Annotated in this window: 10 protein-coding genes and 1 pseudogene; 5 read left to right on the top strand and 6 right to left on the bottom strand. The window is 45.7% G+C overall.

Features of this window, described 5'->3' with window-relative positions; genetic code table 11:
- Positions 1-126: 126 nt before the first annotated feature.
- The 5 genes from aceF to ampD form a co-directional block, all read right to left on the bottom strand.
- Positions 127-1782 carry a dihydrolipoyllysine-residue acetyltransferase gene (gene aceF / locus L2755_RS13165; protein ID WP_248981152.1) on the bottom strand — a complete coding sequence of 552 codons (1656 nt, stop codon included), beginning with the start codon at positions 1780-1782 and terminating at the stop codon, positions 127-129.
- Between the two features lie 12 nt (positions 1783-1794).
- Positions 1795-4458 carry a pyruvate dehydrogenase (acetyl-transferring), homodimeric type gene (gene aceE, locus L2755_RS13160; RefSeq protein ID WP_248981151.1) on the bottom strand — a complete coding sequence of 888 codons (2664 nt, stop codon included), beginning with the start codon at positions 4456-4458 and terminating at the stop codon, positions 1795-1797.
- A 66-nt stretch (positions 4459-4524) separates the two neighbouring features.
- Positions 4525-5277, bottom strand: coding sequence for a pyruvate dehydrogenase complex transcriptional repressor PdhR (gene pdhR, locus L2755_RS13155; RefSeq protein ID WP_248981150.1), 753 nt, complete (start codon positions 5275-5277; stop codon positions 4525-4527).
- A 341-nt stretch (positions 5278-5618) separates the two neighbouring features.
- The gene (ampE, locus tag L2755_RS13150; protein WP_248981149.1) at positions 5619-6470 is read right to left on the bottom strand and encodes a beta-lactamase regulator AmpE; all 852 of its coding nucleotides are present in this window, start codon (positions 6468-6470) and stop codon (positions 5619-5621) included.
- 48 nt (positions 6471-6518) lie between these two features.
- Positions 6519-7061 (bottom strand): 1,6-anhydro-N-acetylmuramyl-L-alanine amidase AmpD, encoded by a 543-nt coding sequence (gene ampD, locus L2755_RS13145; RefSeq protein WP_248981148.1) that lies wholly within the window; start codon positions 7059-7061, stop codon positions 6519-6521.
- A 219-nt stretch (positions 7062-7280) separates the two neighbouring features.
- Between ampD and nadC the strand changes: the two genes are divergently transcribed.
- On the top strand, positions 7281-8165 hold the full coding sequence (gene nadC / locus L2755_RS13140; protein ID WP_248981147.1) for a carboxylating nicotinate-nucleotide diphosphorylase: 885 nt from the start codon (positions 7281-7283) through the stop codon (positions 8163-8165).
- 1572 nt (positions 8166-9737) lie between these two features.
- A pseudogene (locus tag L2755_RS22395) lies at positions 9738-9837 on the top strand (prepilin-type N-terminal cleavage/methylation domain-containing protein); the annotation flags it as partial.
- A gap of 431 nt (positions 9838-10268) precedes the next feature.
- Here the strand turns inward: L2755_RS22395 and L2755_RS13130 are convergent.
- Complete coding sequence (locus L2755_RS13130) at positions 10269-11627, bottom strand: O-antigen ligase family protein (protein ID WP_248981146.1); 1359 nt, start codon at positions 11625-11627, stop codon at positions 10269-10271.
- A gap of 393 nt (positions 11628-12020) precedes the next feature.
- Here L2755_RS13130 and pilB point away from each other — a divergent pair, with 393 nt between their 5' ends.
- The 3 genes from pilB to L2755_RS13115 all read left to right on the top strand — a co-directional run bounded on the left by pilB (position 12021) and on the right by L2755_RS13115 (position 16071).
- Positions 12021-13730: a type IV-A pilus assembly ATPase PilB gene (gene pilB / locus L2755_RS13125; RefSeq protein ID WP_248981145.1), complete on the top strand. Its 1710-nt coding sequence runs from the start codon at positions 12021-12023 to the stop codon at positions 13728-13730.
- A gap of 80 nt (positions 13731-13810) precedes the next feature.
- A complete protein-coding gene (locus L2755_RS13120; RefSeq protein ID WP_248981144.1) occupies positions 13811-15082 on the top strand; it encodes a type II secretion system F family protein in 1272 nt (423 codons plus the stop codon).
- Positions 15083-15159: 77 nt separating this feature from the next.
- Positions 15160-16071: a prepilin peptidase gene (locus tag L2755_RS13115; RefSeq protein WP_248981143.1), complete on the top strand. Its 912-nt coding sequence runs from the start codon at positions 15160-15162 to the stop codon at positions 16069-16071.
- Positions 16072-16476: the final 405 nt, after the last annotated feature.

Below are 16476 nucleotides of genomic sequence, written 5' to 3'. Positions count from 1 at the left end.
AGCACCGTCTCAACGATAAAGTGGGGCCAAATCTTGTAGGTGGCCGCATTTTAACCTTTGTTTGATACTGATCACAATCCTAGTCGTAACAGAAAAAAGGCTGCTCATCATGAGCAGCCTTCAACTTTACAAAATAAGCGTGCGAATATCACTGAGAATGGTTGAAAGCGTGACGCTGAATCGCGCCGCCATCGCACCATCGATAACACGATGATCGTAAGATAATGACAGTGGCAGCATCAACTTAGGCTCAAACTCTTTACCATTCCACTTCGGCTTAATTTCAGATTTAGACACACCTAAAATAGCTACGTCAGGATAGTTAACGATAGGCGTAAATGCCGTACCACCAATACCACCAAGACTTGAAATAGTAAAACAACTGCCTTGCATATCGGCAGACTTAAGCTTGCCATCACGGGCACGCAGAGAGATATCCATTAACTCACGCGATAACTCAACAATGCCTTTCTTATCGACGTCACGAACCACTGGCACCATGAGGCCATTTGGCGTATCAACGGCAACACCGATATGGAAGTACTTCTTCTTTATCAGTGACTCACCATCGGCGCTTAAACTTGAGTTAAACACAGGGAATTCAGCTAGCGCCTTAGCAACCGCTTTCATCATAAAGACTAAAGGCGTGATCTTATAATCCGCTTTCTTCTTCGCAGCAATCGCGTTTTGCTCTTTGCGGAATGCTTCCATTTCAGTGATATCGGCTTCATCAAACTGGGTCACATGGGGAATGGTCACCCAGTTGCGATGCAAATTAGGGCCAGATATTTTCTGAATACGACTTAACGGCACCTCTTCAACTTCGCCAAACTTAGCGAAATCAACTTTAGGTGCTGCAATCACGTTTAATCCGCCCGCGCCACCAGCAACGGCAGTTGCAGCCGATGCTTTTGGACGACTAAGCTCATACTTGATGAACGCTTGCACATCTTCTTTAAGAATACGACCCTTGCGACCAGAACCGGTAACCTGAGTCAAGTCTGCACCGAATTCACGTGCTAAACGACGCACTGCAGGTGAAGCATGTACCGCACCCGTCTTAGGCTGGGTGCCCGCGCTTGGATGATGCGGTACCGGCGGTTTGCTGGCTGCCTGAGCAGGAGCGCTTGCAGCAGGAGCTGGCGTGGCAACGGGAGCCTCGACTGCTGGCGCTGATGCTGCTGGAGCGGCACTGCCAACTTCTAGCATCAACACTAAAGAACCCATCGAGACCTTGTCACCCAAGGTCACCTTAAGCGCTTTAACGATACCCGCTGTAGGTGCAGGCACCTCCATGGTCGCTTTATCCGTCTCTAAGGTAATCAGTCCAGTATCAACCTCAATCTTGTCACCAACAGCCACTAAGACTTCGATGACTTCAACATCACTGGCATCACCGATATCCGGAACCGCGACTTCAATCACCTGTGTTGCGCCAGCAGGTGCTGCAGCGGCTACAGGCGCTTCGACAACAGCGGGGGCTGGAGTCGGTGCGGCAACGGCTGCAGCAGCAACCGGTGCTTCAGCTGCTGGAGCTGATGTTGCTGCGGTAGACATCATCGCAATCAACTTACCTTCTGATATGGTATCGCCGACGGCCACTTTAAGCTCGCTTAACACGCCAGCGAAAGGTGCTGGAATATCCATAGTTGCTTTGTCGCTTTCAACCGTAATGATTGACTCTTCTGCTGCCAGCGTATCGCCTACAGCAACACAGATCTCGATAACCTGAACTTCATCACCACCGATATCAGGAACCAAAACTTCTTTTAATTCTGCCATTTTGTTTCCCTCTTACGCGTACTGTGGGTTGATCTTGTCAACGTCGATGCCATAGTCTTTGATGGCTTTAGTGAGCACATCAACAGGTAGTTCGTTACGGTCAACAAGGGCTTTAAGTGAAGCGATAACAATAAACTTAGCGTCAACTTCAAAGTGATGGCGCAGGTTCTCGCGGCTATCACTACGACCGAAACCATCTGTACCCAACACTTTGTAATCGGTTGGGATATAGGCACGTAGCTGCTCACCGTAAATCTTCATGTAATCTGTTGCCACAATCGCTGGTGCATCGCTAGACAACACCTCAGTGATGTACGGCACTTTTGGTGTTTCAGTCGGATGCAGCATGTTGTAACGCTCAGCCGCTTGACCATCACGCGTCAACTCGTTGAAACTCGTGACACTATAAACATCAGCAGAGATACCGAAGTCTTTTGATAGTGCGACTGCTGCTTTACGCACCTGCTCTAGAATGGTACCCGAGCCCATCAACTGCACCGAGCCTTTACCGCTACCTTGTAGCGTTTCAAGCTTGTAGATACCTTTAACGATACCTTCCTCACTGCCTTCTGGCATTGCTGGCTGTTCGTAGTTTTCGTTCATTGTGGTTAGGTAGTAGAAAACATCTTCCTGCTCACCATACATACGACGAATACCGTCTTGAACTACAACCGCAATTTCATAACCGTAGGTTGGGTCATAAGAGATACAGTTTGGAACCGTGTTAGCCAAAACATGACTGTGACCATCTTGATGCTGTAGACCTTCGCCGTTAAGCGTGGTACGACCCGATGTACCACCGATCATGAAGCCACGAGCACGCATATCACCCGCCGCCCAAGCCATGTCGCCAATGCGTTGGAAACCAAACATTGAGTAGTAGATATAGAACGGGATCATCGGCGTGTCGTTAACTGAGTAACTCGTTGCCGCTGCGACCCAAGATGACATAGCCCCTAGCTCGTTAATCCCCTCTTGCAGTACCTGGCCCTTCTTATCTTCACGGTAGTAAGCGACTTGGTCAGAATCTTGTGGCACGTATTTTTGCCCTTCATGAGCGTAAATACCTACCTGACGGAATAGACCTTCCATACCAAAGGTACGCGCTTCATCTGGAATAATCGGTACGATCTGCTGACCAATTTTCTTATCTTTTAGCAGCGCGGTCAAAATACGAACAAATGACATGGTGCTAGAGATCTGACGGCCATTTGAACCTTTAAGGACGGAGTCAAAGATCTTCAATGATGGCACTTCAATCTCACCAGAGAACTTCTGACGACGAGTAGGTATCGCACCATGTAGTTCGGCGCGGCGCGCTTTAAGATATTGAACTTCTTCTGAATCAGCGCCAGGATGATAGAAGGGAATATCTTCTAGCTGATCATCGCTAATTGGGATATTGAAACGATCGCGGAAGTATTTAAGGGATTCAATCCCCATCTTCTTCACGTTGTGGGCGATGTTTTTACCTTCACCCGCATCACCCATACCATAACCTTTAACGGTTTTAGCAAGGATAACGGTTGGACGACCTTTGGTATTTTTAGCATGCTGCAGTGCAGCAAAAATCTTAACCGGATCATGACCACCACGGTTTAGACGCCAGATGTCATCATCTGACATATTGGCGACCATTTCGGCAGTTTCAGGGTACTTACCAAAGAAGTGTTCACGGGTATAAGCGCCGCCTTTAGCTTTACAGTTCTGGTATTCACCATCAACGGTTTCTTCCATCAACTGCAGTAGCTTGCCGCTAGTATCACGGGCAAGTAGTGGATCCCAATAACGACCCCAAATCACTTTAACCGCTTCCCAGCCTGCGCCGCGGAATTCGCCTTCAAGCTCTTGAATGATCTTACCGTTACCACGTACAGGGCCATCAAGACGCTGTAGGTTACAGTTAACAATAAAGCATAAGTTATCCAGCTCTTCACGTGCAGCAAGGCCGATAGCACCTAATGTCTCAGGCTCATCACACTCACCATCACCTAAGAAACAGTAAACCGTTTGCTCAGAGCAATCTTTAATACCGCGATCGGTAAGATACTTAAGGAAACGTGCTTGATAGATCGCCTGGATAGGACCCAGACCCATAGAAACCGTCGGGAACTGCCAGTAGTCAGGCATCAACTTAGGGTGCGGGTATGAAGGTAGGCCTTTCCCATCAACTTCTTGACGGAAGTTATTCATCTGATCTTCAGTGATGCGCCCTTCAAGGAAAGAACGTGAATAGATACCTGGTGCGATATGGCCTTGGAAGTAAACCAAATCGCCGCCGTCTTTTTCATTCGGACCGCGGAAGAAGTGGTTAAAACAAACGTCATAAATGGTGGCACTAGAAGCAAAGCTTGAGATGTGACCACCTAGCTCTAAATCTTTCTTAGAACCACGTAGCACCATAGCCAAGGCATTCCAACGGACGATAGCGCGAATACGGCGCTCCATCTCTTGGTTGCCTGGCATATGTGGCTCTTGGCCTGAAGGGATTGTATTCAAGTATGCCGTCGTCGCTTTATAAGGTAGATGAGTACCATTACGACGCGCTTTATCAATCAGCTGCTCTAATAGGTAGTGCGCGCGTTCAGGGCCTTCTTGCTCCAATACCGCTTGCAGTGAATCTACCCATTCTTGAGTTTCTAGTGGATCTAAATCGTGTAGCATATGTTCAGACATGACGCTGTCCTTCCCTATATACATTAATAATGAATTATATGAATAAAGTGCTGCTTGGCTTAGTGCCTAGTGACCACTTTTTAAGCGGCGCAGACTACGCTGCAACCGGCTATCTTCTTCCCTTACAGACAACATCACTTCTTCAATGTAACTTAGGTGTTCATTGGAAGCTTCGCGAGCTGCTTCTGGGTCTCGACGGACGATGGCAGCGAGCAATGCTAGCCGGTGATCGTTCGCCATAGTAGAGGCTTCTTCGCGTCGGCTTAAAAGCTCTAAGTTCTGCGCCACGTTTTTATGCAGCACAGGGGATAAACTGAGTACTAGGTGTAACATGGCCACGTTATGAGATGCTTCGGCGATAGCGAGATAAAAACGTACAATCGCCTTCGCTTGCTCTTCTACTTCTTCTGCCGCTTCCACCTCTAATATGGTGCGCTTGATATTTTGCATATCGGCGTCGTTACCACGAAGCGCTGCAAAATAAGCCATCATGCCTTCAGTGGCGTGACGAAACTCCAGCAAGTCGTATTGACTTTCTGGATCAGAATGCATTAACTCAACGATGGGATCCGCAAGACTTTGCCATAACTGCTCTTTTACATAGGTACCGCCACCTTGGCGGCGCATCAACAAGCCTTTTGCTTCTAGCTTTTGAATAGCCTCACGCAAAGAGGGGCGTGATACCTCAAACTGCAGCGCCAATTCACGTTCAGGTGGCAACTTCTGACCTGGTTGGATACTCCCTTCCAGGATCATCTGTTCCAGCTGACCCATGATGACGTCAGATATTTTTGGCTGGTTTATTTTGCTATAAGCCATATGGCCCTCAGCTCCTATTGTAAATTGGTCTTACCAATTTAATTGACTGGGCGCACTTTATCAAATCACACTTTAGTTGTCTAGCAAGTGATCTGCATCATATTCATGCGCGATGTGTGAGCATAGCTGATTTTTATCAACAAGGGGTCAGACCAATGTCCCAGTTGAGGTATTTGCAACTTGCTCAGGGTTATCTTGAGTGGATCGATATATACCCATCCTACCTGAAGATGCAGGATTCAATGGGATCGATATAATATCAGCTGATATGACAGCCAATCGAAAAAAGGAGCAGCTCACCAATGGTGAGCCCTCCTCATACTGATGAGCGTCTAGCGGTTCTAACTCACGACGCCAAAAATAGTCAACAGCGATAATGCGGTAATAAGCAGGATAAAATTACGCTTACTGAGCTGTAACAGTGCAATAGTCGATTGTACGCAAACCGGTGCCGAAGATGATTCAGGCAGTGTTTCCGCTTCGGTAGCCACCTTGGTAATAATGTCTCTGGCATCGGACTTAGGATTAAAAGCTAGGCTAATCCAAGCTGAAATCGACTGTCTAAAGTGACCGCTGAGCACATAACCAAATGCGAAAATTCGGCTAGGGATCCAATCAAGCACAAATAACAGAGGATCCACCAAGGGTAGATCAAGCTGACGATTACGCTTCTGTTCACTATAAAAGCGCACAGTGCAGTACAGTACTGAACCGACCGGACCCAGCAAGATTAAATACAACGCAATCGCGCCGTAATAGCGATAGTTTATCCAAGCCACACTCTGGCCCACTCGCTCGCCAAGATCTTGTTCACTGACAGATTCAAGGCATCGGCTCGAATCTAGCTCAGCCGCATAGTTAAAGCACGCCTGAGTATCGCCACGGCAAGCCGCTTGAATGTAACGCTTAAATGCTTGTCTCTGTTGATTATGGCTAAAGCATAACACCGCCACCCCGACCCAGAGTACTAGGCTAATAGCCCCCCAGAACATGCCGGATATAAACCAAGAGAGTATATGAATTGATAGTGCTGGCAACAGCAGCGCCAACGCCATCATTAAGATGGAACGAACTTGTTTATCGCCAAACAGTGCTTGATGGTATTTCGATAAGATCACATCAAATTGCCAAGCGTCTGGCAGTAAGCGCATGCGCTCCACAAAAATTGCGATTAGTAATGAAAATAACGCCATAGATTGTCCATCCTCGATCTTCTAATCCGTAAAGTGTTTCAAACGGTGCTATAGCAAGCCTTTAAAGCGTTGCCAATCAAAACTGTTACCGGGGTCGGTCTTTCGCCCTGGTGCGATATCGCTGTGTCCGACAATTCTGTCCGCTGTTAAATTGGGGTAAGACTCCATGAGTTTGCCAGCCAACTGCCCCAAACAGACATACTGCTTATCGGTATAGTCGATATCATCCGTGCCTTCGAGTTCGATGCCTACTGCAAAGTCATTGCAGCCAGAGCGCCCGTCATACTGGGATACTCCCGCGTGCCAAGCCCTGTCATCACAGGACACATATTGCACCAGCTCGCCGTCACGTCGAATCAAAAAGTGCGCCGACACTTGCAGCCCCTGCAAATCATTAAAGCTACTATCAGCACTCAGATCCAAACAGCCCTGAAAAAGCTGGTCGATATAAGGCAAACCAAAACGGCCAGCTGGCATGCTTATATTGTGTACCACTAATAAGCTGACCTCATTTAACGGTCGCGAGTTAAAGTGTGGCGATAAACAAAAGCGCGCCTGGGTAAACCAACCATCAATAAGAGAAAATGGCAAAAATCAAACCTATTAACCGATGTAGATTACTGACACTTTATCAGGTTTAACCCTATGAATATAGCTGCTGTTTTGTCATAACGCGTCATAAAAAGTCGAACAATTCTAAAACAATAACACAATAATGCTAGGCTTAAGCCTAAGGCTTTATGATAAGATAATTAGCACAAAAAAATGCTTACCACCACGGCTACATTTAGCCAGTAAGGACAGCCAAACATGCTTGAAAATGACATTCGACTCTCAGTCAAAGCCGCACTTGACGAAGATTTAGGTCATCAAGATGCCCACTCCGGTCTTGCTGCATCACAACGTTTCGATGCCGATATTACCGCGCAACTCATCCCAGCAGACAGAGTTGCTCAAGCAACGCTAATCACCCGTGAAGACGGAGTATTTTGTGGTAAAGCGTGGGCCGAGCAGGTGTTTAACCAGCTGGGTGGCAATGTTGCCCTACATTGGCATGTTGACGATGGTGATCTGGTGGTTGCCAATCAGTTATTGTGTGAATTAGAGGGGCCAGCCCGCGCTATTCTGACTGGCGAGCGCACCGCAATGAACTTCATTCAAACGCTTTCAGGGGTTGCCACATTAACTAAGCATTACGTAGATCGTCTATCGGGTACCCATACCCAGCTATTGGATACCCGCAAAACCATTCCCGGACTCAGAACTGCACAAAAATATGCGGTCACTTGTGGTGGGGGTAAAAACCACCGTATTGGGCTGTTTGACGCTTTCTTAATTAAAGAAAATCACATTATGGCCTGTGGTAGCATCGCCCTAGCAATTGCCGCCGCTCGAGCGTTACAGGCAGATAAGCCGGTTGAGGTTGAAGTCGAGAGCATCAATGAGCTGACTCAAGCATTAGAGGCTGAATCGGATATCGTCATGCTCGATAACTTCGATGTGACTATGATGCTAGAGGCCGTAGAGCTTAATAAGCAATACTTGGCTAAAGGCATGGGCGTCAAACTAGAAGTGTCTGGTGATGTCACCCTCGATACCATTACTAGCTTTGCTAAAACTGGCGTTGACTATATATCAGTCGGTGCACTGACCAAACATGTGCGCGCGCTTGATCTATCCTTAAGACTTAAATAGCCTGCGCTCGAATAAACAGCACTCATATGGCAAAGGTCTTGGCGACTAAGCGCTGAGATCTTTGCTTTTAAGAAAACAAACTCACTTCCGCTCAATCACTAATCACTAAATAGGCCTCTGCCTCATCGCCTACTATTTCAATCATCACATTCAACTGACCAGTTAAACTTTAGCTTTAGCAACTAGCCTCAGTATCACTAGCAGCATTTGTAGTCACAATGGAACAAGCAAAATCACTTGCTTATTTAACGGTTGTCCTTGGGATAATAAGTTTAGCCAAGCAACAATAGCGTCAAAATTAGCCTCTGCCGCTGCTCTATTGAATCAGCTTTTAATAAGCCAAATAATAAATATTTGTATATCAACCCCATAAATTGCCGCAATGAATAACAACAGCATCACTACCATTTGAATATTCACAGACAATTGAAATCTAGCTTAACCGCCACACGATGTTACGTAGTTGTAAAGGCGAAAGGCGATATTTCGAATAAAACCGCTGTAACGACTAGACTATCTCAGCTCCACTTAAGCGGTCACTATTTACACGATGTGCAAATGCAGTACAACAGAGTAACTGTATAAAAAACGGCCTAACCAATTCAGTTAGACAGAGATTTACAAAGGTCGCAAATATCATGTTTTTTGTGATATCGCATCGAAAGCCGCTGTCTAAACCACTTTAGCCACTGCCAGCTCAAATATGCAGTTTACTGCGCCTTAAAAATGACGTTCTAGCATAAATCGTCAATAACCCTACCACTGACAATATAATGCTAGAACTTTTTAGTACAACAAGCGCTACTTTTAGATGAATTAGCCATTAGCTTACAACTTTGTGCTCATTGCCTATTCCAATTCCATTAACTTTGTACTAACTTTGGCAGTAGACAAGAGGGCAACGGCGTCAGCTTGTGGTTTAATGTTATTTACTTTTTATTTGTTTGCTATTTAATGCAGTAAACTAGCTTTGTTTCAACTTAAGATATGTGGCTTAAACTTAGTGTTGGCTCTATCAAAAAATGAGCATTATAGTTGATTAGATATGTACACTAAACATACGATTAATATTTAGAGTTTAGTTAAGTGTTTAGAGTTTAGAGTGCTGAATGAAGCAAGGTAAATTGAGTTAACACTTTAAGTTTTACAAAAGAGAGCCCCAAAATATCACCTCGATACGTTGGGATTAACTTTTCAAACAACTTAAAAAAATGAGTATAAGCTAGCTTTATCGCTGTAAATTAGATAGCGTTAAATAAGAGCTAAACAAGACTTTAGTAAAAGCTAAATAAGAGTTAAACGAATTACATAATAACAGTGACACTGACACCTTAGGTCGCGCTAACGGCTATATAGGAAAATATTTCAGCTAGATGTTTTAGCGATATATTTCACCCATTGGCTCAAAGCTTTGGATATTGCGACATGCTAGCGCAGGAGCATCAAGCAAGGTTGAAGCACTATTACACTAAGCAGTTGCAACAAACGATACATTTACCGCACTGACTTAAATGATTTCTAATGGAGATAGACATGACTATGATGAATAAAGCAATGATGAACAGATCACAAATGAACAAGGCTAAGGGTTTCACCCTAATTGAATTGATGATCGTAGTCGCGATTATCGGTATTTTGGCAGCGATTGCACTGCCTGCTTATCAAGAATATGTCGATAAAGGTAAGGTTAACTCTTGTTTGGCTGAAGCATCTGCTTACACTAAGGCAAAGGCCGCCGCTGATATTGCTGACATAGTTCTAGATGGCTATGTAGCAGCTGCTTGTACTGGAACTGTTGGGGCATTTGTAGCAAAGGATTCAGACACAACGTCTATTAACTGTGATACAACAACAGCAACATGCAGCGTGGGCACTTAGAGCTCTACTCTCTGAATTAAAGGCCGCTAAAAAAGTGGCCTTTTTTATGCCTACCGATTGCCCATCCATATGAAAGTAAATACTTTAAAAACTTACCGATGATAATATTTCGGATAGAATAGCAATAGACAAACACCTGATATATTCACGGAATAACGTCATAGCTCAGCGAGTCTCCCACAACCTCCAACAACGATATTCAGGTTGAGCCTACTACAGTTGAATTTAATAGCTAATTAGCCCATTGACCCAAATTCTGGGAAACAAGGCAGGAAGCAATGCTTCATTCTTATAGCTAACCAATAGCACAACGGTCGCGGCTGTCACCGCGAAAAACAACACGCCCCGAGAAAGCGCACCCATTTTATAGTAATGAGGGCTGCTATATTGCACTTGCATCGCAACCAAGCACACTAGCAGCAGCTGTGCCATTGGCATCACTAGCACACCGCTGGCCAATGAATAAATAAGAGCCGACAATAGAGCAAAAGCTATCGGGACAAAGACGAACACTTCAGATTTTCTTATGTATGCCATCATATTGTAAAAACGGTTTACAGCCCACGCGATGAAAAGCATACACACGATGACACCGTACTCATAAAGCAGTTGCATGACCGAATTATGTGGGTGAGCATTAGGCAATGGCCTTCCTTCAGCCCAACTGAAACTCATCGGCCCAAAACCAAGCCAAGGTTGTTCAGGAATTGATTTAAGAACAAAGAGCCAAAGATCGATACGTCCGGAGCTGCCCGTCCTTATTTGGAAGTTTGAACTATCCATTAACCAATAAGGGATAAGAAATATAAGCACAAACCATAGGATCCCTCCAAGCAACATGGCTTTAAGCGAGGCTACAATTAAGCTTTTACGAATATCTTTGGGTAAAAAATATGACATAGCCCCCAGAGCGAGAATAAGAGAGAGTACCGCGCCACGCGCTTCGGTTTGCAGCAGAACCAACCAGTGAAGAGCAATAAAGACTAAAGAGACTCGTTTGAATTTTGCCAATATCGGGAGAGCAAAAGGCAAAAAAAGCAGCGGCACCAGCATGACTTGCAATTGATTAAAAAATCTAACGTTAACGTAACCCGATAATAGTCCGTGAATATTAAAACTTTGCGCATCAAAGTAGGAGAACAAAAGAAACAGAATATACTTACAAAACGTCAACACAGAGAACAGCAAGCTAAAAGCGTAAACACCACAGTGCAGCTTATCTCGATCAATAGCCCTCATGCATGCCGAAAGCACATAAAATGCTACCACCAGCATGCCAATATTGGCAATTTCAACCATTCCCCAATAAGGGTGTTTACTCGCTAAAGCAGAATAAGTAGCCAAACATATAAATAGGCCAAAAAGTGTTTTGGTCAATGTGGAAACGTTTATCAGCGGCACATCTCTTATCCCAAGCAAACCAAGAGAAGAGATAGCGATAAAACCAACCACAATGAGTCTTTTTAAGTCATATTCATTATCAATACCAACAATGTGGATAAGGTGGAATGAAAACACTGTCCCCAACAAGAATAGGGTTGCGAACGTAGCAATGACTCCCCAGGCATAAGTCTTCAATAACATCCCACAGCTCCAAAGCTCCAGCTTTCATTCAGACACTATATATTTTCGCTATAATAACAACTTACATGAACACATCCTTATGATTTCTGTACTTTGGCTCTACAACGATTAAAAAATCCTCGTTTGGCATGCCATGTCTCAACAAAAACTGTCGATTTTACTGGCTAAAACATGAAATAAATGTCAATTTTATGGCAATTGAGACACTATGATTATTAAAGGATAAAGCAGCGAGGCGACATCCATCATAAACACATGTTTTAAAAGGTCTTTTTAAAACATGACATTCGGCATTATTCTGTCTCTTTCTTTATCTATTTTTACTCACAACGACCATGACAAAACGCTTAAAAAACGTTATGATTTTTACACTTGTGTGCAACGGAAACGCCTATGCCATCAACAGGCCTACATTTGGGATTATCGACACTTTTTATTCGCAAAGGACTGCTGAGCGAAGAACAGTTGGCGGACGCTATAGCGCAGTCCCGTAAACACAAGCAATCTTTAGTACGCACCTTAGTTACGATCAAACTATTAACAGCTCGTGAAGTTGCCGAGCTTTGCTACGAAGAGTATGGCACCCCACTGCTTGATCTCGATGAATTCGACATATCGGCAATCCCCGATGAGTTCCTCAATAAAAAGCTGATTGAGAAACATAAATGTTTACCGCTGTTTAAGCGCGGTAACCGCCTCTACATTGCCACTTCCGACCCAACCAATATCACTGCACTGGAAGACTTTCAGTTCAGTGCAGGCTTGCACGCCGAAGCAATTTTGGTTGAAGATGACAAGCTGATTAAAGCCCTCGACAAGGTACTCGAAGAGGATATTACCGCGCTTGACCTGAGCGCTATTGATGAGGAAGCGCTCGCGGCCATTGAGGTGACCGATACCGATAAGCGCGAGGAAGAGCAAACGGGGAATGGTAAAGATGACGCGCCCATTGTTATCTATATCAATAAAATCCTCACCGATGCCATCCGCAAAGGCGCATCGGACCTGCATTTTGAGCCCTATGAGAAGCGTTATCGCATCCGTTTTCGTATCGACGGTATCTTAAAAGAGGTGTCTGAGCCGCCGGTGAATCTGTCGGGGCGTATCTCTGCACGATTGAAAGTGATGTCGAAACTTGATATTGCGGAGAGAAGAGTGCCACAGGATGGCCGCATCAAGATGAAGATGTCCCGCACTAAATCCATTGATTTTCGTGTTAGCACTCTGCCCACTATATGGGGCGAAAAGATCGTAATGCGCATCTTGGACTCCTCTTCGGCGCAGCTGGGTATCGAAAAACTTGGTTATGAAGATGACCAAAGACAGATGTACGAAGATATGCTCAAGAAACCCCAAGGGATGATCCTGGTTACCGGGCCGACAGGGTCCGGTAAGACCGTCTCTCTGTATACCGGACTGAATATTCTTAATACTGAAGAGCGCAATATCTCCACCGTCGAAGATCCGGTTGAGATCAATCTTGAAGGCGTTAACCAGGTTCATATTAATTTAAAAGCCGGGCTGACCTTTGCCTCGGCGCTGCGCTCTTTTTTACGTCAAGATCCCGATGTGGTGATGGTGGGTGAAATTCGAGATTTGGAAACCGCCGAAATAGCGATTAAAGCGGCGCAAACAGGTCACCTAGTATTATCAACCCTACATACCAACTCTGCCGCCGAGACCCTGACCCGTCTTATCAACATGGGTGTCGCCGGCTATAACATCGCCAGCTCGGTCAACTTAATTATTGCCCAGCGTCTATCGAGACGACTTTGCCCAGCCTGCAAAACCCCTGAAGTTGTCCCTAATGATGAGCTGCTCAAGCTTGGCTTTACTCAGCTGCAAATCCAACAGGGTATAATAGCCCACAAGCCTGTTGGCTGTGAGCACTGCTCTGGCGGCTATAAGGGCCGTGTCGGCATTTATGAAGTGATGAAGATGTCTGATGAGATTGCCCGCACCATTATGGAGGGGGGCAATTCACTGCAAATTCTTAAGCAGGCTAAATCGCAAGGGATGCGCGACCTGCGCGATTCAGGGCTGTTAAAGGTGATCCAAGGGGTCACCAGTATTGCAGAGATTAACCGCGTCACTAGCTTCTAAGCTCTCCGGTTTGAAGAGTGAGCCACCAAAAACTGAGCCACAAGAGCAAATAATAACAATACTGAATATCAAGGGTGCCAATGGCTATTGCAACCAGACAATCTAAACAAGCTAGAGAGAGAAAGAAAACCCAAAAAAGCCAACCCAAAGTGATCACCTACACTTGGGCAGGGGTTAGCCGTGATGGCCGCCGCACCAGTGGTGAACTGCGGGGGGTCTCTAGCGCCGAAATTCGCGCTCAGCTAAAAGCTCAAGGCGTCACCCCCAAATCGGTGCGTAAAAAATCGGCGCCGCTGTTCAGTTCAGAGAAAAAAATCAAACCCATGGATATCGCCATGGCTACCCGCCAAATTGCCACCATGCTGGCAGCGGGGGTACCGATTGTTACCACCCTTGAACTGCTGGGTAAAGGCCATGAAAAGCCCAAGATGCGTGAGCTGTTAGCGACAATTGTCAATGACGTGCAATCGGGCATTCCGCTGTCAGATTCATTAAGGCCGCATCGGCTCTACTTTGATGATCTGTATGTCGATCTGGTGGCCGCAGGCGAGCATTCAGGCTCATTGGACGCGGTATTTGATCGCATCGCCACTTATCGGGAAAAATCTGAAGCGTTAAAGTCGAAAATTAAGAAGGCGATGTTCTACCCTGCAGCGGTAGTCATAGTGGCGATAATGGTCACCGCACTACTGCTACTGTTTGTGGTGCCGCAGTTTGAAACGATCTTTCAGGGCTTTGGCGCCGAGTTGCCAGCTTTCACCCAAATAGTGGTAAACCTGTCCCGCTGGCTGCAAGCCTCCTGGTACCTGTTTGTGATTGCCATTATTGCAGCGCTATGGGGCTTTAGGCGCGCCCACCGTAACTCGCAGCTATTTCGTGACAAAATTGATGCTTTGGTGTTAAAAATCCCTATCGTAGGTGAGATATTGCATAAAGGCGCCATGGCTAAGTTTGCTCGCACCCTAGCCACCACTTTTGCTGCGGGCGTGCCACTAATTGATGGTTTAGAGTCTGCTGCAGGCGCCTCCGGTAATGCGGTATACAAAAAGGCGGTACTTAATATTCGCACCGAAGTGATGTCGGGCATGCAGATGAATGTGGCGATGCGCACCACAGGGCTGTTTCCTGACTTGATGATCCAGATGGTGATGATTGGTGAAGAATCTGGTTCACTGGATAATATGCTCAACAAGGTGGCCAATATTTACGAGATGCAGGTCGATGATGCCGTCGATGGCTTATCAAGCTTGATTGAACCGATTATGATGGTGGTGATTGGTACTGTGGTTGGTGGCTTAATTGTTGCCATGTATCTGCCGATATTCCAATTAGGTAATGTTGTGGGTGGCTAGCCAGCTTTACCTCAATAACCGTTATCATTAGAATCCATTATTAATAACTTATATGATTAACAAAACAAAGAAAAATAATGACTGAATTAATTACCATTTTTAACCACAACCTTTGGTTGTTTGTGTCGCTGAGCTTTGTGTTTGCTGCCGTTATCGGCAGTTTTTTAAACGTAGTGATTCACCGTTTACCGGTAATGATGAAGCGAGATTGGCAGCAAGAGTGCAACCACTATCTGGCTGAATATAAAAAGCCAGTGTTTGAGCAGAACGAAACCGCCCTTAGCGCGCCTATCGATGCTTTTCCAGAAAAGTACAACTTAGTGGTGCCCGGTTCTGCCTGCCCAAAGTGCAAAACCAATATAAAACCCATGCATAACCTGCCCATACTCGGCTGGTTGTCATTAAGAGGCAAATGCGCCGCCTGTAATAATCCTATTTCGGCGCGTTATCCAATCGTTGAATTGATCACCGGCAGTTTAGTGGCCTTTCTCGCGTGGCATTTCGGCCCAACGCCGGAGTTTGTATTGACCACAATACTCACCTTTGGCCTTGTGGTGCTGACAGGCATTGATCTCGATGAGATGCTACTGCCCGATCAAATCACCCTGCCGCTGCTGTGGTTAGGCCTAATCTTAAACTTAAGCGGCACCTTCGTGTCGATGTCAGATGCCATTGTCGGCGCCGCCGCGGGTTACTTAAGCCTTTGGAGCGTGTTCTGGGCATTTAAGTTAGTCACCGGCAAGGAAGGTATGGGCTATGGTGATTTTAAGCTGCTAGCAGTATTTGGCGCCTGGTTTGGCTGGCAGGTATTGCCCATAGTGATTCTAGTGTCGTCATTAGTGGGCGCAGTTGTCGGCCTGACATTGATCGCCTTTAAAAAGCTTAATCAAGGCAACCCAATCCCCTTTGGACCTTACATTGCCGCCGCAGGTTGGATTGCCATGATATGGGGCGATTCGATTACCCAATGGTATATTTCGACGTTATAACGCTTCTAGGTTCGAGTTTAGAGGTTCTAGGTTCTAGGTTCTAGGTTCTAGGTTCTAGGTTCTAGCAAAGCATAAAATCAACATCAAAAGCCAAAGGGTGTTTGCTGTTGATTTCCTAGCAGGACCTAGTCCGTCCTAGTAGTGAGCTGGCGAACGTCCTAGTACCTAGGACCTTCTCAGCTTTCAGATAGGTGCTAGCAAAGAGGTAAGTCTTAGACGAACGGCCTTACGGCGCGCGACATCGTCACTACGGAACGCTTCGCTTACGGTATAAAAACTAGAAAAGATAACAGCGACGGCATAAATGCCGACCGACTTTAAAAGAAGGTGCTAGCAAAGCATAGAATCAACAGCAAAAGCCAAAGGGTGTTTTCTGTTGATTTCCTAGCAGGACCCAGTCCGTCC

Origin of the sequence: Shewanella abyssi (genome assembly GCF_023284025.1) — a bacterium.
GTDB classification, from domain to species: domain Bacteria; phylum Pseudomonadota; class Gammaproteobacteria; order Enterobacterales; family Shewanellaceae; genus Shewanella; species Shewanella abyssi.
The sequence above is the reverse complement of the archived record's forward strand: the minus strand, read 5'-3'. Positions and strand labels throughout refer to the sequence as shown.

Excerpts from the sequence above, each read along its gene's own strand:
- nadC (WP_248981147.1), top strand. The coding sequence starts at position 7,281 with ATGCTTGAAAATGACATTCGACTCTCAGTCAAAGCCGCACTTGACGAA.
- aceE (WP_248981151.1), bottom strand. The coding sequence starts at position 4,458 with ATGTCTGAACATATGCTACACGATTTAGATCCACTAGAAACTCAAGAA.
- ampE (WP_248981149.1), bottom strand. The coding sequence starts at position 6,470 with ATGGCGTTATTTTCATTACTAATCGCAATTTTTGTGGAGCGCATGCGC.
- L2755_RS13115 (WP_248981143.1), top strand. The coding sequence starts at position 15,160 with ATGACTGAATTAATTACCATTTTTAACCACAACCTTTGGTTGTTTGTG.
- L2755_RS13120 (WP_248981144.1), top strand. The coding sequence starts at position 13,811 with ATGGCTATTGCAACCAGACAATCTAAACAAGCTAGAGAGAGAAAGAAA.
- pdhR (WP_248981150.1), bottom strand. The coding sequence starts at position 5,277 with ATGGCTTATAGCAAAATAAACCAGCCAAAAATATCTGACGTCATCATG.
- L2755_RS13130 (WP_248981146.1), bottom strand. The coding sequence starts at position 11,627 with ATGTTATTGAAGACTTATGCCTGGGGAGTCATTGCTACGTTCGCAACC.
- aceF (WP_248981152.1), bottom strand. The coding sequence starts at position 1,782 with ATGGCAGAATTAAAAGAAGTTTTGGTTCCTGATATCGGTGGTGATGAA.
- pilB (WP_248981145.1), top strand. The coding sequence starts at position 12,021 with ATGCCATCAACAGGCCTACATTTGGGATTATCGACACTTTTTATTCGC.